Here is a 26,545-nt window from a genome sequence, read left to right as displayed (position 1 = left end):
TTTATTAACATCGTTTAACGATTAGAACAAAATAAAATGTTACAGCCAAAAAGAACGAAGTTCAGGAAGATGCAAAAAGGCAGAATGAAGGGTTTAGCTTCTCGTGGAGCTGAATTAGCATTCGGATCTTTCGGTATCAAATCTTTAGAAGCAACTTGGATTACAAGTCGCCAGATAGAGGCTGCCCGTATTGCCGTAACTCGTTTCATGAAACGTGAAGGCCAAGTATGGATCAGGATTTTCCCGGACAAACCGGTAACTAAAAAACCTGCCGAAGTACGTATGGGTAAAGGTAAGGGTGCTCCTGAATACTGGGTTGCAGTAGTAAGACCAGGACGTGTAATTTTCGAAGCTGAAGGTGTGCCTTTAGAAGTTGCTAAAGAAGCATTACGTTTAGCTGCTCAGAAATTACCAATCCAAACAAAATTTGTAGTACGTAGAGATTACGTAGAAGCATAGTAAAGTTGTTGAGATGAATGTTGTAAATACTTGTTTATTATAACCGCTACACTCAACCGTAAAGAAAAATAAAAATGAAAAATTCAGAAATCACAGGGCTTTCAAAAGAAGAATTAGTAGCTAAGATTGCGGAAGAAAAAGAGAACTTATCAAAATTAAAGTTCGCTCACACTATTTCAGCTATCGAAAATCCTTCACGCATTGCAAAAGTAAGGAAAGACATAGCCCGTTTAAACACTGAACTGACTAAAGTGAAAAACGCTGAGTCAGCTACTGAAACTAATTAATTTGAGAGTCGAAATGGAAAGACAATTAAGAAAAACAAGAACCGGGTTGGTGGTAAGCAACAAGATGGATAAATCTGTTGTAGTGAGCGTGGAACGTAAAGTAAAACACCCGATTTATGGTAAGTTCGTAAAGAAAACTACCAAATTTATGGCTCACGACGAGAAAAACGAATGTGGTATCGGTGATACTGTATTAATTATGGAAACTCGTCCTTTGAGTAAGAACAAGAACTGGAGATTGGTACAAATTTTAGAAAGAGCTAAATAAGATGGTACAACAGGAATCGAGATTAAACGTTGCTGATAACAGCGGCGCTAAAGAAGTATTAGTAATTCGCGTGCTAGGTGGAACCGGCAAACGTTATGCTTCAATTGGTGATAAAGTGGTTGTTACTGTAAAAAGCGCTTTACCGTCAGGTAACATTAAAAAAGGTACAGTTTCTAAAGCAGTTGTTGTAAGAACTAAAAAAGAAATCCGTCGTAAAGATGGTTCTTATATCCGTTTTGACGATAATGCAGCTGTATTATTGAACGCACAGGATGAGCCAAGAGGTACACGTATCTTTGGCCCGGTTGCGAGAGAACTACGTGAAAAACAATTCATGAAAATTGTATCATTAGCACCGGAGGTATTGTAAAATGGGAAAGAAATTAATTATTGCACCATCAAAACTGAAAATCCGCACTGGAGATTTAGTTAAAATCATTGCTGGCGATTCAAAAGGTCAACAAGGAAAAGTACTTTCAGTACTTACAGATAAAAACAGAGCCATTGTAGAAGGCGTTAACTTAGTATCTAAACATACTAAACCAAATGCTGCAAACCCTAACGGTGGTATTATTAAAAAAGAAGCTGCTCTTCACATTTCTAACTTGATGTTGGTTGATCCAAAATCTGGTAAAGCTACCCGCGTAGGTCGTAAACTTAACGCAGATGGTAAATTGGTTAGAGTTGCTAAAATATCAGGAGAGGAGATTAAATAATGGCTACTACACCAAGATTAAAAAGCAAGTACAAAGAAGAAGTTGTAAGTGCGTTAAAAGAAAAATTTCAGTACAAAACTGTAATGCAGGTTCCTAAATTGGAAAAAATCTGTATCAATCAGGGTGTTGGTCGTTTTTCTGTAACAGATAAAAAGATTATGGATACCACAATCGTTGAATTGACTACTATTACTGGTCAACAAGCGGTTCCGGCTAACTCTAAGAAAGATATCTCTAACTTTAAATTACGTAAAGGTATGCCAGTAGGTGTACGCGTTACTTTACGTGATAACAATATGTATGAGTTCTTAGATCGTTTGATCTCTGTAGCTTTACCACGTATTCGTGATTTTAAAGGTATTAACGATAAAGGGTTTGACGGTAAAGGTAACTATACGTTAGGTGTTACTGAGCAAATCATTTTCCCAGAGATTAATATCGATAAAATCAATAAAATTTTAGGGATGGATATAACTTTCGTAACTTCGGCAAAATCTGACGTTGAGGCTCTTGAGTTATTGAAACAATTCGGATTACCATTTAAAAATCAAAAAACAGCAGAATAATGGCAAAAGAAGGTGTAAAAGCACGCGAAGTTAAGCGCCAAAAATTGGTAGCTAGATACGCTGAAAAACGTGCAGTTTTAAAAGCTGCAGGAGATTTCGAGGGTTTAGATAAATTACCTAAAAACTCATCTCCAGTACGTTTACACAACCGTTGTAAATTAACTGGTCGTCCACGTGGTTATATGCGTACCTTTGGTATTTCAAGGGTTACGTTCCGCCAAATGGCGCTAGACGGTAAAATACCAGGTGTTAAAAAAGCATCTTGGTAATATAGCTTAAAGCTGATAGTTCAAAGTCTAAAGTGATATTAGTATCGCTTTAGTCTTTGTGCTTTAGCCTTTTTGCTTAAATAAAGAATTTTAACCGGTAGCAGGTCCCACAGCTGGGTAGCAGAAGGAAACCACTATCAAAAACAATAAAAAATGAATACAGATCCAATAGCAGATTATTTAACAAGAGTAAGGAATGCCATTAAGGCCAACCACCGTGTTGTAGAAATTCCTGCATCAAACCTTAAAAAAGAAATCACTAAAGTTCTTTTTGACAAAGGTTACATCGCGAACTACAAGTTTGAAGATACTACAGTTCAAGGCACAATCAAAATTGCTTTGAAATACAATCCAATTACTAAAGTTCCTGCTATTCGTACTTTGATGCGAATTAGTAAACCAGGTTTGAGAAACTATGCTGGTGTTGAAAATATGCCAAGAGTATTAAACGGTTTAGGTATCGCAATCTTATCTACTTCTAAAGGTGTAATGACTGATAAAGAAGCAGCCAAATTAAACATTGGTGGTGAGGTATTGTGTCACGTTTATTAATTATTAGGAGAACAGCACAATGTCAAGAATAGGAAAAGCCCCAATTACAATCCCTTCAGGTGTTACAGTTACCGTATCTAAAGATAACGTAGTAAGTGTAAAAGGCCCTAAAGGTGAATTAACACAAGCAGTAGATACAGATATCACTGTAAGTCAAGAAGACGGAATTTTAAATGTAAGCCGTCCTTCAGAACAAAAGAAACACAAAGCATTACATGGTTTATACCGTTCATTGCTTAACAATATGGTTATTGGTGTTACAGAAGGTTACAAATTAACTCAAGAATTAGTAGGTGTTGGTTACCGTGCTACAAATGCAGGTAATACATTAGATCTAGTTTTAGGTTATTCTCACCATTACGTATTTCAATTACCAGAAGAGATTAAAGTAACCACTACATCAGAAAAAGGTCAAACTCCTAAAATCATTTTAGAAAGTATTGATAAACAACTTATTGGTCAGGTAGCTGCGAAAATTCGTTCGTTACGTGCTCCAGAGCCTTATAAAGGTAAAGGTATTAAGTTTGTAGGTGAAGTGTTAAGAAGAAAAGCAGGTAAATCAGCATCTAAAAAATAGTAATCATGGCAGGTAAAAAATTATCAAGAAGAGATCGTATTAAAAAAGGGATCAGAAAGAGACTTACTGGTTCTGAGGAACGTCCAAGGTTATCTGTATTTAGAAGCAATAAAGGGATTTATGCTCAGGTAATTAACGACATCACAGGTACAACAATAGCTTCAGCATCATCTTTATCAAAAGATTTTTCTGGAACAGGTAACAAAAGTGACCAATCTGTAGCTGTAGGTAAATTAGTAGCAGAAAAAGCAATTGCTGCTGGTGTTAAAGAAGTTGTTTTCGATAGAAATGGCTATTTATACCACGGTCGTATTAAATCGTTGGCAGAGGGTGCCCGCGAAGCTGGTCTAGTATTTTAATCTGAAAAGAAAAGTAAGATGTCAACTATCAATATAAAAAGAGTAAAAACCACCGATATCGAATTAAAGGATCGTTTGGTTAGTATACAACGTGTTGCCAAAGTAACCAAAGGTGGTCGTACTTTCAGCTTCTCAGCAATTGTTGTTGTTGGAGATGAAAACGGTGTTGTTGGTTTCGGTTTAGGTAAAGCGAAAGAAGTAACTGAAGCAATCGCTAAGGGTGTGGATGATGCTAAAAAGAACTTAGTTAAAGTTCCAATTTTAAACGGTACTGTTCCTCACGAGCAAATCGGTAAATTCTCTGGTGGCTTTGTATTAATCAAACCAGCAGCAGTAGGTACAGGTGTAATCGCAGGTGGTGCAATGCGTGCTGTATTAGAGAGTGCTGGTGTTCATAACGTATTAGCAAAATCTAAAGGTTCATCAAATCCTCACAACGTGGTAAAAGCAACTGTTGATGCATTAACAAAAATGCGTGATGCTTATACAGTAGCTCAAACTCGTGGTATCGATTTAAATAAAGTTTTTAACGGATAATATCATGGCTAAGATCAAAATAACACAAGTAAAAAGCGTTATCGACAGAAGCGAGCGCCAAAAAAGAACCGTTCAGGCTTTAGGTTTATCAAAAATGAACCAAAGTGTTGAAGTAGAGGCTACACCGCAAATTATCGGTATGGTTCGCAAAGTGAATCACTTAGTAGCTATCGAAGCAATTTAATAAAGTTTGAAGCTAGTATAGGTAAAAACCTGTACTAGCTTTATATATGTTTAATCGTTGTACCTGTTTAGTGAAAGCGAAGGGCAACACAAATTCAAAAAAATGAATTTAAATACTTTAAAACCTGCAAAAGGTTCTACAAAAAACAGTAAGAGAATTGGTCGTGGTACAGGTTCAGGCCGTGGTGGTACTTCAACTCGTGGTCACAAAGGTGCTGGTTCTCGTTCTGGTCACAAAACTAAAATCGGTTTTGAAGGTGGTCAAATGCCTTTACAACGTCGTGTGCCTAAAGTTGGTTTCAAACCAATTAACCGTACAGAATATGTTGGTGTAAACTTAGATGTATTACAAACTTTAGCTGAAAAATTCAGCTTAACAACTATCGATTTCGCTGCTTTACAAGCGCATGGTTTAGCTTCAAAAAATGACTTAGTTAAAATTTTAGGTCGTGGTGAAGTAAAAGCAAAATTAGAGATTACAGCACATGCGTTTTCTGCAACCGCACAAAAAGCTATTGAAGCAGCAGGTGGTTCAATTGTAAAATTGTAATTATTAAATGAAGAAGCTATTTACTACTTTAAGTAATATCTGGAAAATTCAAGAATTAAAAGAGCGTATATTATTTACGGTCATGATTCTTTTGGTATACCGTTTTGTATCTCACGTGGTTTTGCCAGGTGTAGATCCTAATGTTTTAGGCGCAAACGAGAAATCAGGTATCTTAGGCTTACTGGATATGTTTGCCGGAGGTTCTTTCTCTCGTGTGTCTATTTTAGCTTTAGGGGTAATGCCTTATATCTCTGCATCCATCGTGGTGCAACTATTAGGTATTGCTGTTCCTTCTTTCCAAAAAATGCAGAAAGAAGGCGAAAGTGGTAGAAAAAAAATGAACCAGATTACCCGCTATTTAACCGTAGCAATCACAATTGTTCAATCAGTAGGTTATGTTAAAACACAAGTTCCTGCTGAAGCTATTTTATTACCAAACACTTTATTTTTAGTTCTTTCTACATTTGTTTTAACTGCAGGTACATTATTTGTGATGTGGTTAGGTGAGAAAATTACGGATAAAGGTATTGGAAATGGTACATCATTAATTATTATGGTGGGTATCATTGCTCGTTTACCTCAGGCAATTAGCCAGGAGTTTTCGGATAAAGTAGGTGCAGCAAGTACTGGTGGTGGTCCGGTTGCTTTAGTATTAGAGGTTGTTGCCTTATTTGCGATTGTAATGTTTACTATCTTAATTGTACAAGGCGTTCGTAAGGTGCCTGTACAGTATGCAAAAAAGATAGTTGGCAATCGTCAGTTTGGTGGTGTACGTCAATACATTCCTTTAAAGGTTAATGCAGCAGGTGTAATGCCAATCATTTTTGCGCAAGCATTAATGTTTATTCCAGGTGCTTTAATTCAATTTGTTCCTTCTTTACAAGGTTCATGGTTAATCCAATTCAGCAACACAACATCGTTAGCTTACAGTTTAACTTTCGCGTTTTTAATTATTGCCTTTACGTTCTTCTACACAGCCATTACGGTTAATCCAACTCAAATGAGTGATGATATGAAGAAAAATGGTGGTTTTATTCCAGGTGTTAAACCTGGTTTTGCAACGTCAACTTTTATTGATGATGTAATTTCTAAAATCACTTTCCCAGGAGCAGTATTTTTAGCGATTATAGCTGTATTGCCTTCGGTAGCTGTGAAGTTCGGTATTAAACAAGAATTTGCTCACTTCTTTGGTGGTACATCGCTATTGATTTTAGTGGGTGTTGTTTTAGATACATTACAACAAATTGAAAGTTATCTTTTAATGCGTCATTATGACGGTTTAATGAAAACGGGACGTGTTACGGGCAGAACAGGAGTTCCTGCTGCTAGTAGCAACGCTGCGTTGTAGTTATAAATAATGTCTAAAATTTATTACAAGTCTCTTGATGAGATTGAGTTAATAAGAGAAAGTTCTTTACTTGTTTCGAAAACTTTAGCTGAAGTGGCTAAAATTATCGGTCCAGGTGTTACAACAAATCAGCTGGATAAACTAGCTTATGAGTTTATAAATGACAATGGAGCAATTCCTGCATTTCTAAACTATAACGGTTTTCCAAATTCTTTATGCATTTCGCCAAATGAACAAGTTGTTCATGGTTTTCCAAGCGATTATGTAATTAAGGAAGGTGATTTGATCTCGGTTGACTGTGGTGTAATTAAAAATAATTATTTCGGCGATTCAGCATATACTTTTTCGATAGGAGAGGTAGATGCTGAAAAGCAGAAATTAATTGAAGTTACCAAGCGTTGCCTTGAACTTGGGTTAGAAAAAGCAGTTGTTGGAATGCGTACAGGTGATATCGGTTTTGCCGTTCAGCAGCATGCAGAAGACAACGGTTTTGGAGTAGTTAGAGAACTTGTAGGACATGGTGTGGGTGTTAAACTTCACGAGAAACCAGAAGTTCCGAATTATGGAAAACGTGGGAGTGGGCCAAAACTTGAAGAAGGAATGGTTATCGCAATAGAACCTATGATTAATGCAGGTGTAGCTGGCATTATGTTTCATAAAGATGGATGGACTGTGACAAGTAAGGATAATAAACCTTCAGCTCATTTTGAACACACAGTAGCAATTAAAAAGGGGCAGGCAGATGTTTTATCAACCTTTTCTTTAATAGAAAAAGTTTTACAACAAAAAAAATAAATAATTAAAATTTTTTATTTAATTTTGCATCCCTGTTTAGAAGCAGCTAATTAAGTAACAATCAACAAAATATGGCTAAACAAGCCTCAATTGAACAAGACGGAGTAATAAGAGAAGCATTATCTAATGCAATGTTCAGAGTAGAACTCGAGAACGGGCATGAAATTATTGCGCACATTTCAGGAAAGATGAGGATGCACTACATCAAGATTCTACCTGGAGATAAAGTTAAATTGGAAATGTCGCCTTATGATTTAACAAAAGGTCGCATAACTTATAGATACAAATAAAATGAAAGTTAGATCATCAATTAAAAAACGTAGCGCTGATTGCAAGATTATTCGCCGTAAAGGTAAACTTTACGTTATTAACAAGAAAAATCCAAAATACAAGCAACGTCAAGGGTAATTTGAAAATATTGTAATGTGCTGTACAACGGTGGCCCGCCGTTCAGACTTACTAAAAAACATAAACAAATATGGCAAGGATTTCAGGTATTGATTTACCAAGAAACAAAAGAGGAGAGATTGGTTTAACTTATATCTACGGAATAGGTAAAACAACTGCACAACGTATTTTAACGACTGCGGGTATCGACCTTAACAAAAAAGTACAAGACTGGTCTGATGATGAGTTATCAGCAATCCGTACAATGATTAACGATGAGATTAAAGTAGAAGGTGCTTTACGCTCAGAGGTTCAATTAAACATTAAACGTTTAATGGATATTGGTTGTTACCGTGGATTACGTCACAGAAAAGGTTTACCTTCTCGTGGACAGCGTACAAAAAATAACTCACGTACTCGTAAGGGTAAGAGAAAAACAGTTGCTAACAAGAAAAAGGCTACTAAATAATCATTAGTAGAACGTAATAAACATGGCTAAGAGTAAAAAAGTAACCAAAAAACGTATCGTTGTAATTGAGTCTGTTGGTCAGGCGCATATAAATGCTACTTTCAACAACATTATCGTTACCTTAACAAACAACAACGGACAAACCATTTCATGGTCGTCTGCTGGTAAAATGGGCTTTAAAGGTTCTAAAAAGAACACTCCGTATGCAGCTGGTCAAGCAGCTTCAGATTGCGGTAAAGTTGCATTTGATTTAGGTTTACGTAAAGTTGAAGTGTTTGTAAAAGGTCCAGGTTCAGGTCGTGAATCTGCAATCAGAACTTTACAAGTAGCAGGTATCGAAGTAACATCTATTAAAGATATTACTCCACTTCCTCACAACGGATGTCGTCCTCCTAAAAAGAGAAGAGTTTAATTAATTTTAAAGCTAAGAATCTTCGGTTTCAGATCGAATGATACTTTAAAACAGAAAAAAAAATGGCAAGATATACAGGCCCAAAATCAAAAATCGCCCGTAAATTCAGAGAACCAATTTTCGGTCCTGATAAGGTGTTAGACAGAAAAAATTATCCTCCTGGGCAACATGGCTCATCAAAAAGAAGAGGAAAACAATCTGAATATGCTATCCAGTTAATGGAGAAACAAAAAGTAAAATATACTTATGGTGTATTAGAAAAACAATTCAGTAATTTGTTTAAAAAAGCATCTTCTCGTGCTGGTATTACCGGTGATAACTTACTTCAGTTGTTAGAAGCACGTTTAGATAACACAGTATACCGTTTAGGTATTGCAACAACCCGTTCTGGTGCACGCCAGTTAGTTAGCCATAAACACGTAACCGTGAATGGTGAAGTTGTAAATATCCCTTCATATCAGTTAAAAGCTGGTGATGTAGTTGCGGTTCGTGAAAAATCTAAATCTTTAGAATCAATTAGTAACTCAGTTGCAGGCAGAACAATTAATAAATTTGCTTGGTTAGAGTGGAATGCTAGTGAGTTAACAGGTAAGTTCTTAACTTATCCTCAACGCGACGAGATTCCTGAAAACATTAAGGAAAACTTAATCATCGAGTTATACTCAAAGTAATAAGTGATCTAGTTAATTACCTCAAAAGGGTAATTAACTTTTTTCATGTTACTATATATTCAATAACGAATTTAAAAAAATATAAATGGCAATTTTAGCATTTCAGAAACCAGACAAAGTGATCATGCAGAAATCAACTGATTTCGATGGCATATTTGAATTTCGTCCTTTAGAGCCCGGTTTCGGTGTAACAATTGGTAATGCCTTAAGAAGAATATTACTTTCTTCATTAGAAGGTTATGCTATTACTACTATTCGTTTTTCAGGCGTTTCGCATGAGTTTTCTACCATGAAAGGTGTTGTAGAAGATTTAACTGATATTATCTTAAACTTAAAACAAGTACGTTTTAAGAAAACAGGTGATTCTGGTGATGCTGAAAAAGTTTTCATCATTGTTAACGGTCAAGATCAATTCAAGGCTGGTGATATCACTAAATTCTCTAATAACTTTACAGTTTTAAATCCTGAGCATGTAATTTGCAACATGGATAAATCTGTTACTTTAGAAGTAGAGTTAACCATCAATAAAGGACGTGGTTATGTACCTGCTGAAGAGAATAAAGTTGCTGATGCTGTTGTAGGTGTTATCGCTATCGATTCGATTTACACTCCAATGAAAAACGTAAAATACACAATTGAAAACTTCCGTGTTGAACAAAAAACGGATTACGAGAAATTGGTATTAGATATTTCTACTGATGGTTCAATTCACCCAGAAGAAGCATTAAAAGAAGCGGCTAAGATTCTTATCCAACACTTTATGTTATTCTCTGATGAGAACTTAGTATTAGAATCTCAAGCTAAAGAGGAAACTAAAGAAGTTGATGAGGAAATTTTACATATGCGTAAAATCCTTAAAACTGAATTAGTTGATATGGATCTTTCAGTTAGAGCATTAAACTGCTTAAAAGCGGCTGATATTCGCACTTTAGCTGATTTAGTATCTTACGATGTTGCTGACATGTTAAAATTCAGAAACTTTGGTAAAAAATCTTTAACAGAGATTCAAGAACTTGTAAAATCAAAAGGTTTATCATTTGGTATGAACCTGTCTAAATTTAAGTTAGACGAAGAGTAAGAGTTGTGGGTTATAATTGATACGTATTACGTAAAACTTATAACTTATTTCTTTAATAATAAATTATTATTTCACAGTGTATAATTCCCTCAGCTTAATTGCAACGAGACGGTATACACTCAATTAAAAAAACAATGAGACACGGTAAAAAAGTAAACCACTTAGGTAGAACTGCAAGCCACAGAAAAGCGATGTTAGCTAATATGGCTTCATCACTTATTTTGCACAAAAGAATTACAACAACTTTAGCTAAAGCAAAAGCTTTACGTACTTATGTCGAGCCAATTATCACTAAATCTAAAAGTGATACTACTCACTCACGTCGTACTGTATTCGCTTACTTACAAGATAAAGAAGTAGTAACTATTTTATTCCGCGAAATTGCTGAGAAAGTTGCAACCCGTCCAGGTGGTTACACTCGTATCATTAAATTAAACAACCGTGCAGGTGATAACGCTGAAATGGCTTTAATTGAATTGGTAGATTACAATACTGTTTACGGTAAAGATGTAGAAGTTAAAGAAGAGAAGAAAACTACTCGTCGTGGTAAAAGCAAAACTGCTGCTGCTCCAAAAGCTAAAGAAGCGAAAGCTGAAACTGCTGAAGAAGTTGCACCAGAAGCTACTACTGAAGAAGCTCCTGCTACTGAAGAACCAAAAGGAGAATAATTTTATTTCCCTTAAGATAAAAAGTCCTGTTCGAAAGATCAGGACTTTTTTTGTTTATATTCAAACGGAATAATATATACATTCGAATTATGAATAAGCTAATTTTAACACTTTTTACGCTATTTATTGCTGCATTAGGATATGGTCAGAACATAACAGCTGTAAATCAATTAAGTATTAAAGACCATACAGTTACGCTTAATGGTCTTGATGTGGAAATTAATTCCGATGGCTTCTTAAAACAAATTCACACATTTCATAGTCAGGATCATACAGATGAAGGCCGACCGTTATTTTATGAACCCATTCATTTTCATTATTACACTACACCGAAAACCCAAATTAAATTAAATCCATTAAATTTTAATTTAACATCATCAGTAAAGGATTCAATTACTTGGAATGCTGTGACTAGTTCTGAGTATCTAAAGCAAGAAATTTATGGAGAAATTTTAGCCAATGGCTTAGTTAAATATAAAATTAGAGTTACAGCATTAAAAGATGTTAGGCTTGCTAGCATTAACTTTCACATCCCATTTGAAAAACCTACTGCTAAGTATTTGGCAGGATTAAATCAACGAGCAGGTTTACGCCCCGATACCGTGAAGTGGAATAATCATGATAAGACTGCTCCTGTAGTTTGGATTGGCGATGAAAAACAGGGACTTTATGTGAGTTTAATTAACAAAAAGGATTTTGAGAATGCTAATACCAAAAATGGTTGGATAAATGAGGGGAAAGGTAAACTCCAAATAAATATTAAAGGCAGTTCAATGCTTTTTGATTTTAATACTGAAAACATCGACTTAAAAGAAGGTGAAGAATTAAGCTTTGATTGTAATTTGATTCTATCACAGGAAGAAAATTCAAAGAAAGTATTTAATCCTGGTAAAAAATTTAAAGGATATCGTAAGCTCGAAAAAAGCACAAAATAGAATATTTAAAGAGCGAAAGTCCGCGCTTCGCTCTTTAAATAATTACTGGTTAAATCTTCACATTCTGCATGCCGTATTGCTTTAAAACATCATCGGGCACGCCAGCCCATTGATTAGGTGTGTTACCCGCATACCCAATATCTTTCACACCAATTTCGGTAGTGTAAAAACCTGAAGCGGTTAAATCACGCATTTTATTAAAGAAAGCTACACCAGCTTGCATTTCTGGCCTCGCTTTTTTCGGATAAGCAATTTCATCGACTATAGAAATTTGTTCCTTATCAGAAGCTTCTACAAATGATTTCTGGAATTTATTAAAGCAGTAAATATCTAACCATTTTAGGCCACCACGCATTGGTACTTTATGTTCGGGTATGTCTTTTACAATAAATTCTATAAACTCGGGTACTTTAGCATCTGATGCACTACCTGAAACATCATCCTTTGGAATAATAATATCTGCCAAAACAGTTATTGTAGCCATTTCGTGCTTTGTGAAAAATGTTTCAGATTTTAATTTCTTATCCCTATCAATTTCCCATTGCTCTCTACCAGCTTCTTTAGCGGGCTCTTCTGCGGTAGCAACTACTTCGGTTTTAGTTTCGGGTTGTTTACAGGCTTCTATCAGCACTGTTGTGCTTAAAGCGGTCAAGCCTAATGCTTTTATGGAATCACGTCTGTTCATAATTCTTAAATGTTTTGTTTTTTCTTTTGAGCCAAAATATATTCGGCAGTTCTCATTGATAAGGCTAAAATTGTCCAGGTTGCATTTTTATCACCTTGTTGAACAAACGGACCAGCATCTACTACAAAAAGGTTTTTGCAGTCGTGTGCCTGGCAATATTTGTTTAATGCAGATTTTTTAGGATCATCGCCCATGCGAATTGTACCAACTTCGTGAATAATTTTTCCTGGATTTAACAAACCGTAGTTTGTATCCGCTCCATGAATTTCTGAAGTTACAACGGCACCCATTTCTTTCATTATCGAAAGGAAAGTTTCTTGCATATGCTTAGCTTGCAAAATTTCTTCTTTTGCCCATTTATAATTGAACCTTAATACTGGAATGCCGTACTTATCAACCATATTCGGATCTATTTCGCAATAATTATCTGCTCTGGCTATTGCAGTGCCGCGGCCTGCCATACCAACTCCAGTTCCATAGAAACGGCGATAATCATCTTTTAATGATTTGCCGTAACCTCCTGCATCTTTCATTTTTCCGTTTCGATCTGGTACCATACCATTTATTTTAGAAACGCCACCTCCGAATCCATAAGAAGGCATGCCCATACCGCCACCATATTCAATATGATAGCCTCTTGGAAAGTTTAATTTTTTATTATCAAGCCACCAAGGCGAATAAATATGCACACTTCCTAAACCGTCCTCGTTATAACGTTTTCGATCCATTAATTGCGGTAAAAAGCCAGAAACACCCGCACCTGTAGAATCGTGTAAATATTTTCCAACAACACCGCTGCTATTTGCCAAACCGCCTGGGTGTGCCGAAGATTTAGAATTTAAAAGAATACGAGCTGATTCGCAAGCACTCGCCCCTAAAATAACCAACTTACCGCTAACCTGATATTCTTGTAAATCTTTTCTGTTAACGTATGAAACGCCCTTTGCATTTCCATCTTTATCTGTGATTACTTCACGCACCATTGCATCGGTAATTACGGTTAGGTTTCCTGTTTTTACTGCAGGAATAACCAGGCATGAGGAGGCTGAAAAATCGCCATATACTTTACAACTTCTACCACATTGACCGCAATAGAAACAAGGTGCACGATCGTTGTTTCCTTTAATAGATTCAGTCATTACCGCTCCACGCCCTGTAATTACTTTAACGCCAGCCTTTTCGGCGCCTTTTTTTATAAATAATTCATTTAATCTTGGTTTGGGCGGTTTCATGAAAATTCCATCAGGTTCACTTTCAATACCTTCAACGGTTCCGTAAATACCAATCATTCGGTCAACCTTATCGTAAAAGGGTTTAACGTCTGCGTAAGTTATTGGCCAATCATCGGTTAAACCATCGGTAGGTTTAAAATCTTCTGGACCCATTCGCAAAGAAATTCTGCCCCAATGGTTCGTTCTGCCACCAAGCATACGCGATCTAAACCACTCAAATTCTGATTTATTCTTTTGAGTATAAGGTTCGCCTTCTAATTCCCAACCTCCATAAGAAGCATCAAAATCACCGAAAGGTCTGGTTGTAGATGCTCCTCGACGGGGAGATTCCCATGGCCATTTAAGCTGATGAGAATCCATTCTTGGATCAAAGTATTGGCCAGCTTCTAGCATTAAAACTTTTTGGCCAGCATTTGCTAATACGTATGCTGCCATTCCGCCACCAGCTCCCGAGCCAACAACAATGGCATCGTAAACAGTAGGCGATTTTTTTATTTGAAAGTCACTCATGTGTAATGGTTAGAAAATAAAATGATATTCTAATCTAAAGCATTTTTTTTTGAAATAAAAGGGTTGGCCATCTTTTGGAATGATTATAGATAATATTAGTTTAAGATATTCCTAAATCGTATTACCTCAATGTTTTCTTAATTGATGTTTAGAGAATATTTGATCTTATTTCTATTGAAAATTTTAGTTTTTGATAAATGAAAAAGTCGCTCAATTGTTACATTCTAAGTCTTAATATTATCTCCAGATAAATTGGTTTACCTTTGTGCTTTAAAATTTATCAATGGTATTTTCAGAACATATAGAACAATTTATTTCTGCCTTAGAGGAAAGCTTAAGCTTAAAAGATTTCGTTAAAATTTCCTTAGGAAATTACAAAGGGGAAGAAGAATTATTAAAGCAAATTTTAGTTCGTAAAGTTTTGATTAAACGGGAGGATAAATTGGCCTTTACCTTTCGCTACAAAACACGTGATGTTGTAAAAAACTTTGCAGTTGTTGAGGGCGTAAACTTAATTTCTGAATATTTACGAACAGGCTTTAAAATTGGAACATTATTTACTACCCAAAGAGATTTGATTTTTGAAGAATTGAATAATGGTAAAATTGTTTTGAGGGAAACAAAAGCGAGTACAAAGGAAATCCCTGCGGTTAATCATGATCAAGAAAAAATCAGGTTGATTAAACCAGATTCAAAACCCTATTTAACTGAACTAAAGATTACCGATGCAGATGGAAAAGTTTTCAAAAACGCTCAAGATAAGTTTAGGCAGATTAACCACTATATCGAAATATTAAGTTCTTTAATAAAAGAACTGCCTGAGGGCACGATAAAAAAAGTTGCCGATATGGGCTCAGGCAAAGGTTATTTAACTTTTGCTTTATACGATTACTTGCATTCAGTTTTAAAGTTAAATTCTGAAGTTGTTGGTGTTGAATACCGCCAGGATATGGTTGATTTGTGCAATGCTGTGGCAGAAAAGTCTGCTTTTGATAAATTGAACTTTGTTCAGGGAACTATTGAAGATTATAATGCCGAAGATGTGAATTTGTTAATTGCACTTCATGCTTGCGATACCGCGACTGATGACGCAATTTTTAAAGGGATTAAAGCTAATGCTGAATTAATTGTGGTTGCGCCTTGTTGCCATAAACAGATTCGTAGGGAGATTGAGCAAAACAAAGTGAAGAATGATGTTTCGTTTTTAACTAAATATGGCATCTTTTTAGAGCGCCAAGCTGAAATGGTTACCGATGGAATTCGTGCTTTAATTTTAGAATACTTTGGTTACAAAACAAAGGTTTTTGAATTTATTTCTGATGCTCATACACCGAAGAATGTATTGGTTGTGGGGATTAAAAAAGCTGAAAGCTTGAAGACCAAAGCAGAAAGTGAAAGGCAGGCAGAGATTTTAGAGAAGATTAAAGCGAGTAAATCGTATTTCGGAATTGGTTATCATCATTTGGAGCGACTTTTAAATCTATAAGGTTATCGCCAACCTCGTCATTGCGAGGCACGAAGCAATCTTACTACTATGGGTTTTAATTGCATGTGCATTATAATTACTTCGTACCTCGCAATGACGAACGTTTTATTCAAGAGCATGTTCAGGAAAATAGCATACTTTAAGGTTATCGCCAACCTCGTCATTGCGAGGCACGAAGCAATCTTATTACTATGGGTTCTAATTGCAAATCCATTAGGACTGCTTGATACTTCGCAATGACGAACGTTTTATTCAAGAGCTTGTTCAGAAAAATAGCATACTCTAAGGTTATCGCCAACCTCGTCATTGCGAGGCACGAAGCAATCTTACTACTATGGGTTCTAATTGCAAATCCATTAGGACTGCTTGGTACCTCGCAATGACGAACGTTTTATTCAAGAGCATGTTCAGGAAAATAGCATACTAAAAGGTTATCGCCAACCTCGTCATTGCGAGGGACGAAGCAATCTTACTACTATGGGTTCTCATTGCAAATGCATTAGGATTGCGTGGTAGTTCGCAATGACGAACGTTTTATTCAAGAGCATGTTCAGGAAAATAGCATACTAAAAGGTTATCGCCAACCTCGTCATTGCGAGGCACGAAGCAATCTTACTCCTATGGGTTTTAATTGCATGTGCATTAGGATTGCTTCGTAACTCGCAATGACGAAAGTTTTATTCAAAGCCTTGTTCAGAAAAAATACATATAGGAAATGTAGGAAAAATATATGTAGGAGGGCTTATATGATTTTTAATATCTAAAATCGTTTATGAATTATGATGTCAAAAGCGATCGCTTTTAAACGTAAATCCAAAGCAACACTGGCTTTTTCTTTGTTTTTAGAAGTGTATCTATTTTACGCATGACTTCGTCAGCCAAAACTGGGCAACCAGCACTTTGACCAAATAAGGTTTGCGGATAAATCTCTTTATTTGGTACTGGAGTATAGGAATGTAATACGACTATTCTCTTAAATGCATGATTATTCGTTTCCTCTAAACCGTGCATTTTATAGTGAACATTAATTCCCCAGTTGCTGTACGAACGACCTTTAACTTTATACTTTCCCAAAGAAGTGCAATTACTGCCAATAGTATTACTGAAAAAAGGTTTAGTTGCCGTACTTCCGCCGCCTACGCCGTGAGCACAAAGTCCCTCGATGGTGATTTGTTTTTTCTTGAAATCGTAAACGAAAATTCTGTTTTTACCCGAATGGATACTCATATCTACCATAATACAAATGGTGGTATCCATGTCGTTTTTCCTACAAAAAGCTAAAGCATCATCAATTTTTGAGTCACTTATTTTATTGTTATAAGATGGTTTAAAACTGAATAGGGTAAAAAGGATGATGACGATTGTGAGATTTTTCATGCTTGTTGCTTATCTCAAATGCAATAAAATCAAGGCTACTAAAGCTGGGATAGATTGTACATAAAGAATCTTTTTACTAGCAGTTGCTGCGCCATACAGGCCAGCTACAATTACACAAGTTAAAAAGAATATAGCCACATAAAATCTCCAGTGATGATCATCTATGCAAAGCGACCAGATTAAGCCAGCAGCCAGAAAGCCGTTATACAAGCCTTGATTTGCCGCTAAAGTTTTTGTAGGTACGAATAAATCTTTAGGAATGGTTTTGAAAACTTTTGGTGCTCTGGTTGTCCATGCGAACATTTCTATCCACATAATGTAAATGTGTATGGCGGCTACGATGCCGATTATAATTTCTGCTGCTAATTGCATGTTAATTTGATTTGGTAATTGAAGATACAATAAATTTGGGTTAATCATTGCCGTTGGTCTCAACTAACGGCTTTTTGGGTTTTTGTTTGTCTAGGCCAGATAGGCTTTTCACTTTTTCTTGATAAAAAGTAACAAAACCGAGCATTTCTGCGAACTCATGAATACAGTTAAAAACAAATAAACTAATGAATAATCAAGGCTTGGGCATGATTAGGTAAAAAACGTCAAATCGTTTTTGAAAATAATTTCTATTCGATATTTATTGTTTTAAATTGAAATAGACCATTTTTTACCATGTACTGGCCAAGTTCCCTCTTTGTTTTCAGGGAAGGGGCGAGGCAATGTTATTAACTTAAGGGAAAACAAAAAAGAATGGTCATCCTGAGCGTAGTAGAAGAACAGATTATTTTTTGTTTTCGACCATCGAACGGGTCTTCGACTATGCTCAGACTGACAACATTTGTGCTTATGTTAATGACATTGAGGGGTGGGGTTATTGCGAAGCTGAGGGGTGTTTTCTATCCCAAGAGCATTAAACATAATTAATAAACCCGATGGAAGCGAGCACGGAGTGTAACGAAGTAAAGCGGACAGCGGGACTGGTGTTCCCCAAGAACTTCTACTTATCATTTTCAAAATAATTTTAATGAATTTCGCTTTTGCTTTAGTCTTTTAGCTTTAACCTTTAAGCTTATTTCTGTCATGCTGTCAGTAAACAAAGGCACTATTTTTTACATTTTATCAGTCTTTTAGCAATATTTTCTGCCAAAAACCAATTGGCACAAGCATTGTTTAATAGGTGTAGAAATTATAATACTTTAAAAAGAGAAAATAAAAATACAATGGGAAAAATTATTGGAATAGACTTAGGAACAACAAACTCTTGCGTGAGCGTAATGGAGGGCAATGAGCCTGTAGTTATCGCGAACAGTGAGGGTAAACGTACTACACCGTCTATTGTTGCTTTTGCAGAAAACGGTGAGCGTAAAGTTGGCGAGCCTGCTAAACGTCAGGCTATAACCAACCCAACAAAAACGATATATTCGATTAAACGCTTTATGGGTAACAGCTACGACGAAAGTTCGAAAGAAGCTGGACGTGTGCCTTATAAAGTTGTAAAAGGTGATAACAATACACCTCGTGTAGAAATCGACGACAGAAAATATACTCCACAAGAGATTTCTGCAATGATTCTACAAAAAATGAAAAAAACTGCTGAAGATTTCTTGGGTCAGGAAGTTACGGAAGCAGTGATTACTGTACCAGCTTACTTTAATGATGCACAACGTCAGGCTACAAAAGAAGCAGGCGAAATTGCAGGTTTAACTGTAAAACGTATCATTAACGAGCCAACTGCAGCTGCTTTAGCTTATGGTTTAGATAAAGCACACAAAGACATGAAAATTGTTGTGTTTGACTGTGGTGGTGGTACACATGACGTTTCTGTTTTAGAGTTAGGTGATGGCGTTTTCGAAGTAAAATCTACTGATGGTGATACTCACTTAGGTGGTGATGACTTTGACCACATTATTATCGATTGGTTAACTGACGAGTTTAAATCAGAAAACAGCATGGACCTTGCAAAAGATCCGATGGCATTACAACGTTTAAAAGAAGCTGCTGAGAAAGCTAAAATTGAGTTATCAAGCACAACTTCTACTGAAATTAACTTGCCATATATTACTGCTGATGCGAGCGGCCCTAAACACTTAGTACGTACATTATCTCGTGCTAAATTTGAGCAATTAGCTGATAGCTTAATCAAACGTACTATCGAGCCTTGTAAATCTGCTTTGAAAAATGCTGGTTTAAGCACAAGCGATATCGATGAAATTATCTTAGTTGGTGGTTCAACTCGTATTCCTGCAATTCAGGATGCTGTTAAAGCTTTCTTCGGTAAAGAGCCAAGTAAAGGTGTTAACCCTGATGAGGTTGTAGCAATTGGTGCTGCGATTCAAGGTGGTGTGTTAACTGGTGATGTAAAAGATGTATTGTTATTAGACGTTACACCTTTATCATTAGGTATCGAAACTATGGGTGGTGTAATGACTAAATTAATCGAGTCGAACACAACTATCCCAACTAAAAAATCGGAGACTTTCTCAACTGCAGCTGATAACCAGCCTTCAGTAGAAATTCACATTTTACAAGGTGAGCGCCCAATGGCTGGTCAAAACCGTACAATTGGTCGTTTCATTTTAGATGGTATTCCACCAGCACCTCGTGGTGTGCCTCAAGTAGAAGTATCATTTGATATTGATGCTAACGGTATCTTACACGTAAGTGCAAAAGATAAAGCTACTGGTAAAGAGCAAAAAATCCGTATCGAAGCATCTTCAGGTTTAACTGATGCTGAGATCAAAAAAATGAAAGAAGAAGCGGAAGCTAATGCAGCAGATGATGCTAAGCAAAAAGAAGAAGCTGATAAAATCAACGGTGCTGATGCTTTAATCTTCTCTACTGAGAAACAATTAAAAGAGTTTGGTGATAAATTATCTGCTGATAAAAAAGCGCCAATCGAAGCTGGTTTAGAGAAATTGAAAGCAGCTCATTTATCTCGTAACTTTGCCGATATCGATGCAGCTTCTGCTGAATTGCAAGCGGCATGGAACGTAGCATCTGAAGAAATGTACAAAGATGGCGGTCAGCCTCAAGGTGGTGAGCAACCACAAGCTGATGGTCAGCCTCAAGGTGGCGGTGATAACGTTACTGATGTTGATTTCGAAGAAGTGAAAGAAGAAAAATAAATCTTCAATTGTAGATCGAAAGATTTATAACAATATAAAAGCGTTCCTGATTAATTTCAGGAGCGCTTTTTTATTTTATGTGCTCGTCATTGCGAGGTACGAAGCAATCTTAATGCTACTATTGATCAAACTCATAGTTTTTAGAATACTTTGTTTGAAACGAAAGGTTTTGTGCCTATCAGAAACAGTGGCCCCGCCATTCGCTATAATTTTTTAAACTTCTGTCATGCTGAGGCACGAAGCATCTGTTTCATAGGTTGCAGATGTTTCGTGCCTCAGCATGACACTATATTCAAGGCTACTGCAAACAAGAAGCATTTTCGCTACTGTCAGGTTTGTTGATTGGAGCCTCTACAACTATTAATCAAATTTGGCTAAAGCCCAAAACCAGTTGCAAAAAAACGTCGGTTGAAACCGACGGCAATGAATATTAATTTATGTTGTGTAATTTTCGGTGTTTTTGTCATTCAGAGCGATGGCGAAGACTCTATTGCAATATTTATATTCCTACTATGCTTCTAAACGGCAGAGTGCTTATAATCTTTATAATTAAAGCACTTTGCTATTCATTGCCGTTGGCTTCAGCCAACGGAAAACATTATAAACATTCATCTATAATTCCCTGCAATTCTTTCTCATTTGCAGATAACTCGCTCAGTAATTTAAATTGATTTTTTGCCCTATCTAAATTTTGTGTTTGATAGTTTATAGGGTAGTAAATGTTTCCGTTTAAAAAATCAGTTAAGAAACGCAAAGCTTGCATATAAATCATATACTTTCCAGAAAATAGTACCAGCTCTTTTTCAGTTTCTGTTAAAATACTTTTCATTTCAGAAAGATAACCTTTAACTGTTGCCTCAAAAAAGGATAATCGGATTTTAACCTTATCCAGGTCGGTTTCATTTTCAGAAAAAGCACATAGATAAGTACGCATCATATCGCCTAAATCAGAAATAAATTTACCAGGCATTATCGTATCTAAATCGATCACGCAAACACCTTCAAAAGTTTCATTATCTAATAACACGTTACTGATTTTGGTATCGTGGTGCATCACACGGTCAGGAAAATCGACTCTATGCGAATAGGATTTGAAAAAATCAAGGATATATTTGCGCTCTAATGCATCGTCTATTTGAGGCTTCGACAATCCTTTAAGTTCTTTCGGTGCCGTGCTTAAAGCCAGCGTAAACTGTTCGAAACGTAAAGCCAAGTTATGAAAGCCTGGAATTGATGGTTCTAATTTTGAAGCATCAAACTTATTTAAAAGCCGACTAAGCTTACCAAATTGTTTAGCCGCTTCGTAAGCTTGCTTTTCGTTACCCAGCACATCTAAAGAAGTGGTATTGGCAACAAAAGGCAACATTCTCCAGTATTCGTTATTTACATAAGCCAGTTCATCCCCGTCAACGGTAGAAACAGGTTTAATAAAAAGATAATCGGGATAGGTAGGAGCAATATAATCGGCGATTGCTTTGAGGTTGTTTGCAATTGCCTGTGGGTTTTTAAAAACAGAAGTATTAATGTTTTGAAGAATATATTTTTTATCTTCCGATAGGGGCGAAAGCAAATAAGTACGGTTAATTAAGCCCGTACCTATTTGATTAATTTTTATATTTTCTTTAGTGTACCCGTATGCTTTTAAAACTTCTGGATCTAAATTTATTTCCATAGTTTTTCTGGGTATGTTCCGTTCTTAACCAATTGGTCAATACTATCCTGAACATAAGGCTTGTCTTCTTTGTAAGTAACCCCAAACCATTTGTTTGATGTAGGAACAACTTTAAAAGTTGCTTCACCACTTTTAACTAAGTTTTCGCCAATTAACGGGATAAAGAATTCTGCTTTAGGTTTATCTTTATTAGCCATTGCAAATTCTACAAATAGCTTTTCAGTAATGTTGAAAACAGCAGGAGTGAAGCCCCAGAAATTCATCGAAACTGGTGTTTCGAATGCTAATGGAAATTCTTCACCATCTTCTTCGTAAAAGATTTTTCCATCCTTAGGATAAACCTTTGTACGCTCGATAATTTCTTCTAAGTTACCAGAAGCATCTACTTTACAAACCCCACGAGAAACAGCTCCAAATTCTGAAAGCGTTTTGCCAATTTCATAACCTATGATAGAGAAATTGCTATCAGTAGCCTCTTCATTTAAGAAATCAACCATTTTTTTAAATGCATCATAACCATAATAGTCATCAGCATTAATTACGCAAAACGGTTCTTTAACTACTTTTCTGCCAGATAAAATTGCATGGGCAGTTCCCCAAGGTTTTTCTCTGTATATCTCTTCTTCGATACCAAATTGTTTTAAATCGAAATTTTGAAAAACGTAATCCGTTTCAATTTTTCCGTTTAATTTAGGTTCGAAGATTGATTTAAAGTTTTCTACAAACTCTTCTTTTATAATAAATACAACTTTGCCAAATCCAGCGTTAATTGCATCGTAAATTGAATAATCTATGATGGTTTCACCATTAGGTCCGAATCCATCAATTTGTTTCATACTTCCATAACGGCTTGCCATACCAGCAGCCAGGATTAATAGGGTAGGTTTCATATTGCGAAAATAGTAATCCCTAATCAAATTTCTGATTAGAGTGGCGTTTAATTTTAGTTATTTATTAAAATATGTGAATAATTTATTTAAATCTTCATCTTTTTTAAAGTCAATTTTTTCCAGCTTCAAATAATCATTAAGCTGGTCTTCTTTAATACCGAATAAAGTAATAATTGTTTTCTTATTTAAAGAAACTTTTACCAAAGCCTCATTTTGTAATAAGTAATAGTTGTAGGTTGTATTAAACGACTTGATTGTACTGGCCGAATTATATTGTTTGCTTTCGGTAACGAATTTTCCTGTGCGTTTAAAAAGAGGAATCTTTCCATCGTATATGATTTGAAAATACGATTCTGAATTCAATCCATTTGATGCTGGTAAACCATTTCTGAAATGTAAAACCTTTAAATCTTTACTTAACAAATCGAATGCTCCAACAGGCTCTGCAAAATGCATTAAAGTTCCGTCATCATTTTTGAAGATTAATTTATCATCAATTAGATCGTATTTTAGCGAATCATTTGAATAGATCTTTCCATTCTTTAAAGTTACTTTTCCTTTAACCCAAAAATTATATAAATATGGGTTTCCTTCTACATCCGTATATTTTATTACGGTCAAAGGAGTCCTTTTAGCATCGCCAAAAGGTTGAATTTCTGATTGTGCATTTGCTGCAACAGAAAAGAAAAATAATAAGAACAGAAAGTTTTTCATAATTTCTATTTAAAACCCAAATAAACCGCCGCCACTTTTACTGCGTGTTTTTTTTCCTGTTAACATTCCAAAAAGTCCACGAACTATTTCTTTTCCAATTTGACGGGTTATTGTAGCACCCATAACCCGCTCAACTAAACTTTTTTCGCCTGGTTTAGGTTTACTATCTATTTCAGCTTGCTTTTGTTCGGCAGCTTCTTGTTTTTGTTCCGCTTCAGCTGCAACACGCTCATTTATTCTTTTTGTTAAAATATCATAAGCACTTTCAGGATCGATTGGGTCTTTGTATTTTGTATACATCGCACTACCTGTTACTACTTTATCGAAATCGGCAGAGGTTAATGGCCCCATCACAGCCCTGGGCGGAGTAAGCATGGTGGCCGAAACTTCCGTTGGAATTCCTTTTTCGTTTAACACAGTAACCAATGCCTGTCCCGTACCTAAAGAAGTTAAAACCTGATCAATTTGATAAAAAGCTGATTTAGGGTATGTATTTACTGTTTTTTTAAGCGCATCTACATCGTTTGGCGTAAAAGCTCTTAAAGCATGCTGCACACGGTTTCCTAATTGGCCCAATACACTTTCAGGTACATCGGTTGGAGATTGCGTACAAAAGAAAACGCCCACACCTTTCGATCGGATTAATCGGATGATGGTTTCAATTTGCTCTAAAAATGTTTTTGAAGAGTTGTTAAAAAGTAAATGGGCTTCATCAAAAAAGAAAACCAATTTCGGTTTGTCTAAATCGCCAACTTCGGGTAAAGTATTAAAAAGCTCTGCAAGCAAGCTCAATAAAAAAGTAGAGTATAAAACGGGTTGATTTTGAACATCAGCAATATTTAAAAGACTGATTACGCCTTTACCATCTACACGTTCGAATAAATCCTCTGAATCAAAAGATTTTTCGCCAAACATACCCGATAAGCCTTGTTGTTCGATGGCAACAATTTTTCTTAAAATAGTGCCAGATGTTGCCGTAGAAATGGTACCATAACTTTCTTTTATTTCTGCCGCTCCCGCACCTTCTGATAAATAAGAAACTAACTTTTTTAAATCATTAAGATCGATAATCGGCATTTTGTTATCATCAGCATATTTGAAAATAACAGCCATAACGCCAGATTGTGTATCATTTAAATCTAACACTTTAGATAAAAGTGTTGGACCAAATTCTAAAACGGTTGCACGCATTTGTGCACCTAATTTTCCTGAAAGCGAATAAATTTCTACAGGAAAGCCTGAAGGTGTGAATGGTTTTTTTAACTGAGCTGCACGCTCTTCAATTTTAGGGTTAATGCTCCCTGGTTGATTTAAGCCTGATAAATCGCCTTTAACATCGAGCATGAAAACAGGGACACCTGCATCAGAAAGTTGCTCCGCTAGCAATTGAAGTGTACGGGTTTTTCCTGTACCAGTGGCACCAGCAATTAAGCCATGCCTGTTCATCATCTTTAATGATAAATTTACTTCGGCATCGCCATAAACCTGTCCATCTAAAATACCAGCTCCGAGGTAAATATATGAGCCTGTAGGGGCGTAAGAAGCTTTTATTTTTTCAATAAATTTTAAAGAAGAATCACTCATTGTTTTAATTTTAAAGCCCCAATTTAATAAACTAATATTAAAAAAAGGATTTTATTATTATGGCCTTAAAAGGCTATCATTTTAAAACAATGTAATTCTTTGTAATGATGGATTCAGATAAGTTCTGTTAATAGAACTTTCAAAATTGATTAAAGTTTAGAAAGCTTTTCGAACAGTTCTTTTTGCTCAGCGTTAAGATTTGTAGGCAATTTTATATGCCACTTAATGTATAAATCTCCAAAATGACTTTCTTTTTTGTAAACAGGGAAGCCTTTCCCTTTTAACCTTAAAGTTGTATCGGGTTGTGTTCCAGCTGGAATATTAAGTTTTACTTTGCCATTTAATGTTTCTACAATTTTCTCACCACCTAAAATGGCTTTGTATAAATCAACATTTTCTTGCAGGTAAATATCATTACCTTTTCTTTTAAATTTAGGATGTTCGGCAATATTAAAAGTAATAAATAAATCGCCTGCAGGGCCATTGTTTGGTCCTGGAGCGCCATAACCTGGAAGTTTTATTTTTTGTCCGTTTTCTACACCTGCAGGAATGTTTATGCGAACTTGCTTTCCGTTTACATTAAGCGTTTGTTTGTGTGTAGTGTAAGCGTCTAATAAATTTAAATTCAATTCTGTAGTAAAATCCTGGCCTTTAAATGGCGAACGGCTGCTACTTCTGCTTCCGCCGCCACCGAACATCGATGAAAAGAAATCAGAAAAATCACTGCCACCAAAACCACCTCCAGAAAATCCTCCGCCGAAACCACCACCTTGCGATCTTTGGCGTTGTGAGTTAAACTGATCTGCATTTTGCCAATTCTGACCGTATTGATCATATTTTTTGCGTTTTTCAGTATCACTTAAAACTTCATTAGCTTCATTTATCTGCTGAAATTTTTTATTGGCTTCTTCATTATTTGGATTTAAATCGGGATGATATTTTCGGGCAAGCTTTCGGTATGCTTTTTTAATCTCATCTGCCGAGGCATCTTTCTTAATTTCAAGAACTTTGTAGTAATCGATGTAATCCATAATAAATAAACAAAAACTGTTTTAAACGTTCGGGTTTTGATTGAAATGCAAAATTAGACATTATAACCAAACAATGCTAAGTTTTAAACCTAGGTTTTATAATCTTAATCTTAAAAAAAAAGCCCCGATCGGGGCTTTTTATAGACAGAAAAGGGAATC

At 35.8% G+C, this 26,545-nt stretch carries 34 protein-coding genes; 25 read left to right on the top strand and 9 right to left on the bottom strand.

The genetic code is table 11. The annotated features are described in order from the left end of the window. Window positions 1-36: 36 nt before the first annotated feature. The 23 genes from rplP (at window position 37) to ACZZZI_RS06100 (ending at window position 12,086) form a co-directional block, all read left to right on the top strand. Window positions 37-459: a 50S ribosomal protein L16 gene (gene rplP, locus ACZZZI_RS06210; protein WP_010599903.1), complete on the top strand. Its 423-nt coding sequence runs from the start codon at window positions 37-39 to the stop codon at window positions 457-459. 74 nt (window positions 460-533) lie between these two features. Further along, window positions 534-746 (top strand): 50S ribosomal protein L29, encoded by a 213-nt coding sequence (gene rpmC, locus ACZZZI_RS06205; RefSeq protein WP_056097521.1) that lies wholly within the window; start codon window positions 534-536, stop codon window positions 744-746. A gap of 13 nt (window positions 747-759) precedes the next feature. Next, window positions 760-1,014, top strand: a complete 255-nt coding sequence (gene rpsQ / locus ACZZZI_RS06200; RefSeq protein WP_010599901.1) for a 30S ribosomal protein S17 — start codon at window positions 760-762, stop codon at window positions 1,012-1,014. Window position 1,015: 1 nt separating this feature from the next. After that, window positions 1,016-1,384 carry a 50S ribosomal protein L14 gene (gene rplN, locus ACZZZI_RS06195; RefSeq protein WP_010599900.1) on the top strand — a complete coding sequence of 123 codons (369 nt, stop codon included), beginning with the start codon at window positions 1,016-1,018 and terminating at the stop codon, window positions 1,382-1,384. A gap of 1 nt (window position 1,385) precedes the next feature. Beyond that, window positions 1,386-1,730: a 50S ribosomal protein L24 gene (gene rplX / locus ACZZZI_RS06190; protein ID WP_316764566.1), complete on the top strand. Its 345-nt coding sequence runs from the start codon at window positions 1,386-1,388 to the stop codon at window positions 1,728-1,730. Then, window positions 1,730-2,296, top strand: coding sequence for a 50S ribosomal protein L5 (gene rplE, locus ACZZZI_RS06185; RefSeq protein ID WP_316764562.1), 567 nt, complete (start codon window positions 1,730-1,732; stop codon window positions 2,294-2,296). The genes rplX and rplE overlap by 1 nt, the downstream gene beginning before the upstream one ends. Next, entirely contained in the window at window positions 2,296-2,565 is a 270-nt protein-coding gene (gene rpsN / locus ACZZZI_RS06180) for a 30S ribosomal protein S14 (RefSeq protein ID WP_025145214.1), read from the top strand. Before rplE ends, rpsN begins: the two co-directional genes overlap by 1 nt. A 153-nt stretch (window positions 2,566-2,718) precedes the next feature. Next, window positions 2,719-3,117 (top strand): 30S ribosomal protein S8, encoded by a 399-nt coding sequence (rpsH, locus tag ACZZZI_RS06175; RefSeq protein WP_056869756.1) that lies wholly within the window; start codon window positions 2,719-2,721, stop codon window positions 3,115-3,117. Window positions 3,118-3,136: 19 nt separating this feature from the next. Beyond that, window positions 3,137-3,694: a 50S ribosomal protein L6 gene (gene rplF / locus ACZZZI_RS06170; RefSeq protein WP_316764557.1), complete on the top strand. Its 558-nt coding sequence runs from the start codon at window positions 3,137-3,139 to the stop codon at window positions 3,692-3,694. Between the two features lie 5 nt (window positions 3,695-3,699). After that, window positions 3,700-4,053: a 50S ribosomal protein L18 gene (gene rplR / locus ACZZZI_RS06165; RefSeq protein ID WP_316764554.1), complete on the top strand. Its 354-nt coding sequence runs from the start codon at window positions 3,700-3,702 to the stop codon at window positions 4,051-4,053. Window positions 4,054-4,071: 18 nt separating this feature from the next. After that, window positions 4,072-4,590 carry a 30S ribosomal protein S5 gene (gene rpsE, locus ACZZZI_RS06160; RefSeq protein WP_010599893.1) on the top strand — a complete coding sequence of 173 codons (519 nt, stop codon included), beginning with the start codon at window positions 4,072-4,074 and terminating at the stop codon, window positions 4,588-4,590. Between the two features lie 4 nt (window positions 4,591-4,594). After that, the gene (rpmD, locus tag ACZZZI_RS06155; RefSeq protein WP_010599892.1) at window positions 4,595-4,774 is read left to right on the top strand and encodes a 50S ribosomal protein L30; all 180 of its coding nucleotides are present in this window, start codon (window positions 4,595-4,597) and stop codon (window positions 4,772-4,774) included. 102 nt (window positions 4,775-4,876) lie between these two features. Beyond that, window positions 4,877-5,323: a 50S ribosomal protein L15 gene (gene rplO / locus ACZZZI_RS06150; RefSeq protein WP_316764550.1), complete on the top strand. Its 447-nt coding sequence runs from the start codon at window positions 4,877-4,879 to the stop codon at window positions 5,321-5,323. A 7-nt stretch (window positions 5,324-5,330) separates the two neighbouring features. Continuing rightward, window positions 5,331-6,671, top strand: coding sequence for a preprotein translocase subunit SecY (secY, locus tag ACZZZI_RS06145; RefSeq protein WP_316764547.1), 1,341 nt, complete (start codon window positions 5,331-5,333; stop codon window positions 6,669-6,671). A 9-nt stretch (window positions 6,672-6,680) separates the two neighbouring features. Then, window positions 6,681-7,466, top strand: a complete 786-nt coding sequence (map, locus tag ACZZZI_RS06140) for a type I methionyl aminopeptidase (protein WP_463488942.1) — start codon at window positions 6,681-6,683, stop codon at window positions 7,464-7,466. Between the two features lie 71 nt (window positions 7,467-7,537). Continuing rightward, window positions 7,538-7,756 carry a translation initiation factor IF-1 gene (infA, locus tag ACZZZI_RS06135; RefSeq protein ID WP_010599888.1) on the top strand — a complete coding sequence of 73 codons (219 nt, stop codon included), beginning with the start codon at window positions 7,538-7,540 and terminating at the stop codon, window positions 7,754-7,756. Window position 7,757: 1 nt separating this feature from the next. Beyond that, a complete protein-coding gene (gene rpmJ / locus ACZZZI_RS06130) occupies window positions 7,758-7,874 on the top strand; it encodes a 50S ribosomal protein L36 (protein WP_010599887.1) in 117 nt (38 codons plus the stop codon). Window positions 7,875-7,944: 70 nt separating this feature from the next. Next, window positions 7,945-8,322 (top strand): 30S ribosomal protein S13, encoded by a 378-nt coding sequence (rpsM, locus tag ACZZZI_RS06125; protein WP_056869760.1) that lies wholly within the window; start codon window positions 7,945-7,947, stop codon window positions 8,320-8,322. Window positions 8,323-8,344: 22 nt separating this feature from the next. Further along, window positions 8,345-8,734, top strand: a complete 390-nt coding sequence (rpsK, locus tag ACZZZI_RS06120; protein WP_025145207.1) for a 30S ribosomal protein S11 — start codon at window positions 8,345-8,347, stop codon at window positions 8,732-8,734. A 62-nt stretch (window positions 8,735-8,796) separates the two neighbouring features. Further along, window positions 8,797-9,405: a 30S ribosomal protein S4 gene (gene rpsD, locus ACZZZI_RS06115; RefSeq protein WP_109929312.1), complete on the top strand. Its 609-nt coding sequence runs from the start codon at window positions 8,797-8,799 to the stop codon at window positions 9,403-9,405. A gap of 85 nt (window positions 9,406-9,490) precedes the next feature. Beyond that, on the top strand, window positions 9,491-10,483 hold the full coding sequence (locus ACZZZI_RS06110; RefSeq protein WP_056097531.1) for a DNA-directed RNA polymerase subunit alpha: 993 nt from the start codon (window positions 9,491-9,493) through the stop codon (window positions 10,481-10,483). 134 nt (window positions 10,484-10,617) lie between these two features. After that, complete coding sequence (gene rplQ / locus ACZZZI_RS06105) at window positions 10,618-11,151, top strand: 50S ribosomal protein L17 (protein WP_344765842.1); 534 nt, start codon at window positions 10,618-10,620, stop codon at window positions 11,149-11,151. A gap of 89 nt (window positions 11,152-11,240) precedes the next feature. Then, a complete protein-coding gene (locus tag ACZZZI_RS06100) occupies window positions 11,241-12,086 on the top strand; it encodes a glycoside hydrolase domain-containing protein (RefSeq protein ID WP_463488941.1) in 846 nt (281 codons plus the stop codon). A 49-nt stretch (window positions 12,087-12,135) separates the two neighbouring features. Here ACZZZI_RS06100 and ACZZZI_RS06095 read toward each other — a convergent pair whose 3' ends face one another. Together ACZZZI_RS06095 and ACZZZI_RS06090 are read right to left on the bottom strand one after the other, a co-directional pair. Beyond that, complete coding sequence (locus ACZZZI_RS06095; protein ID WP_463488940.1) at window positions 12,136-12,771, bottom strand: gluconate 2-dehydrogenase subunit 3 family protein; 636 nt, start codon at window positions 12,769-12,771, stop codon at window positions 12,136-12,138. 5 nt (window positions 12,772-12,776) lie between these two features. Then, the gene (locus tag ACZZZI_RS06090; RefSeq protein WP_316764518.1) at window positions 12,777-14,513 is read right to left on the bottom strand and encodes a GMC family oxidoreductase; all 1,737 of its coding nucleotides are present in this window, start codon (window positions 14,511-14,513) and stop codon (window positions 12,777-12,779) included. A 283-nt stretch (window positions 14,514-14,796) separates the two neighbouring features. On the opposite strand from ACZZZI_RS06090, the gene ACZZZI_RS06085 reads away from it, so the two are divergent. Then, window positions 14,797-15,999: a class I SAM-dependent methyltransferase gene (locus tag ACZZZI_RS06085; protein WP_424059390.1), complete on the top strand. Its 1,203-nt coding sequence runs from the start codon at window positions 14,797-14,799 to the stop codon at window positions 15,997-15,999. A gap of 801 nt (window positions 16,000-16,800) precedes the next feature. Here ACZZZI_RS06085 and ACZZZI_RS06080 read toward each other — a convergent pair. Beyond that, window positions 16,801-17,376 carry a murein L,D-transpeptidase catalytic domain-containing protein gene (locus ACZZZI_RS06080; protein WP_463488939.1) on the bottom strand — a complete coding sequence of 192 codons (576 nt, stop codon included), beginning with the start codon at window positions 17,374-17,376 and terminating at the stop codon, window positions 16,801-16,803. A gap of 9 nt (window positions 17,377-17,385) precedes the next feature. Next, window positions 17,386-17,748 (bottom strand): DUF1304 domain-containing protein, encoded by a 363-nt coding sequence (locus ACZZZI_RS06075; RefSeq protein ID WP_463488938.1) that lies wholly within the window; start codon window positions 17,746-17,748, stop codon window positions 17,386-17,388. 842 nt (window positions 17,749-18,590) lie between these two features. Between ACZZZI_RS06075 and dnaK the strand changes: the two genes are divergently transcribed. Further along, window positions 18,591-20,495 carry a molecular chaperone DnaK gene (dnaK, locus tag ACZZZI_RS06070; RefSeq protein WP_316764507.1) on the top strand — a complete coding sequence of 635 codons (1,905 nt, stop codon included), beginning with the start codon at window positions 18,591-18,593 and terminating at the stop codon, window positions 20,493-20,495. A 598-nt stretch (window positions 20,496-21,093) separates the two neighbouring features. Here the strand turns inward: dnaK and ACZZZI_RS06065 are convergent. The 5 genes from ACZZZI_RS06065 to ACZZZI_RS06045 all read right to left on the bottom strand — a co-directional run bounded on the left by ACZZZI_RS06065 (window position 21,094) and on the right by ACZZZI_RS06045 (window position 26,386). Continuing rightward, window positions 21,094-22,167, bottom strand: a complete 1,074-nt coding sequence (locus tag ACZZZI_RS06065) for a phosphotransferase enzyme family protein (protein ID WP_463488937.1) — start codon at window positions 22,165-22,167, stop codon at window positions 21,094-21,096. Next, window positions 22,158-23,057 carry a nucleotidyltransferase family protein gene (locus ACZZZI_RS06060; protein ID WP_316764499.1) on the bottom strand — a complete coding sequence of 300 codons (900 nt, stop codon included), beginning with the start codon at window positions 23,055-23,057 and terminating at the stop codon, window positions 22,158-22,160. The genes ACZZZI_RS06065 and ACZZZI_RS06060 overlap by 10 nt, the downstream gene beginning before the upstream one ends. 57 nt (window positions 23,058-23,114) lie before the next feature. Then, window positions 23,115-23,771, bottom strand: coding sequence for a hypothetical protein (locus tag ACZZZI_RS06055; RefSeq protein WP_424059399.1), 657 nt, complete (start codon window positions 23,769-23,771; stop codon window positions 23,115-23,117). Between the two features lie 9 nt (window positions 23,772-23,780). Then, on the bottom strand, window positions 23,781-25,355 hold the full coding sequence (locus ACZZZI_RS06050; protein WP_424059401.1) for a helicase HerA-like domain-containing protein: 1,575 nt from the start codon (window positions 25,353-25,355) through the stop codon (window positions 23,781-23,783). A gap of 149 nt (window positions 25,356-25,504) precedes the next feature. Then, window positions 25,505-26,386, bottom strand: coding sequence for a DnaJ C-terminal domain-containing protein (locus ACZZZI_RS06045; protein WP_424059403.1), 882 nt, complete (start codon window positions 26,384-26,386; stop codon window positions 25,505-25,507). Window positions 26,387-26,545 lie beyond the last annotated feature (159 nt).

This window comes from Pedobacter sp. AC190 (assembly GCF_979258025.1).
Note: the sequence above shows the minus strand (reverse complement) of the source record. Positions and strands in the feature narration are given on the sequence as shown.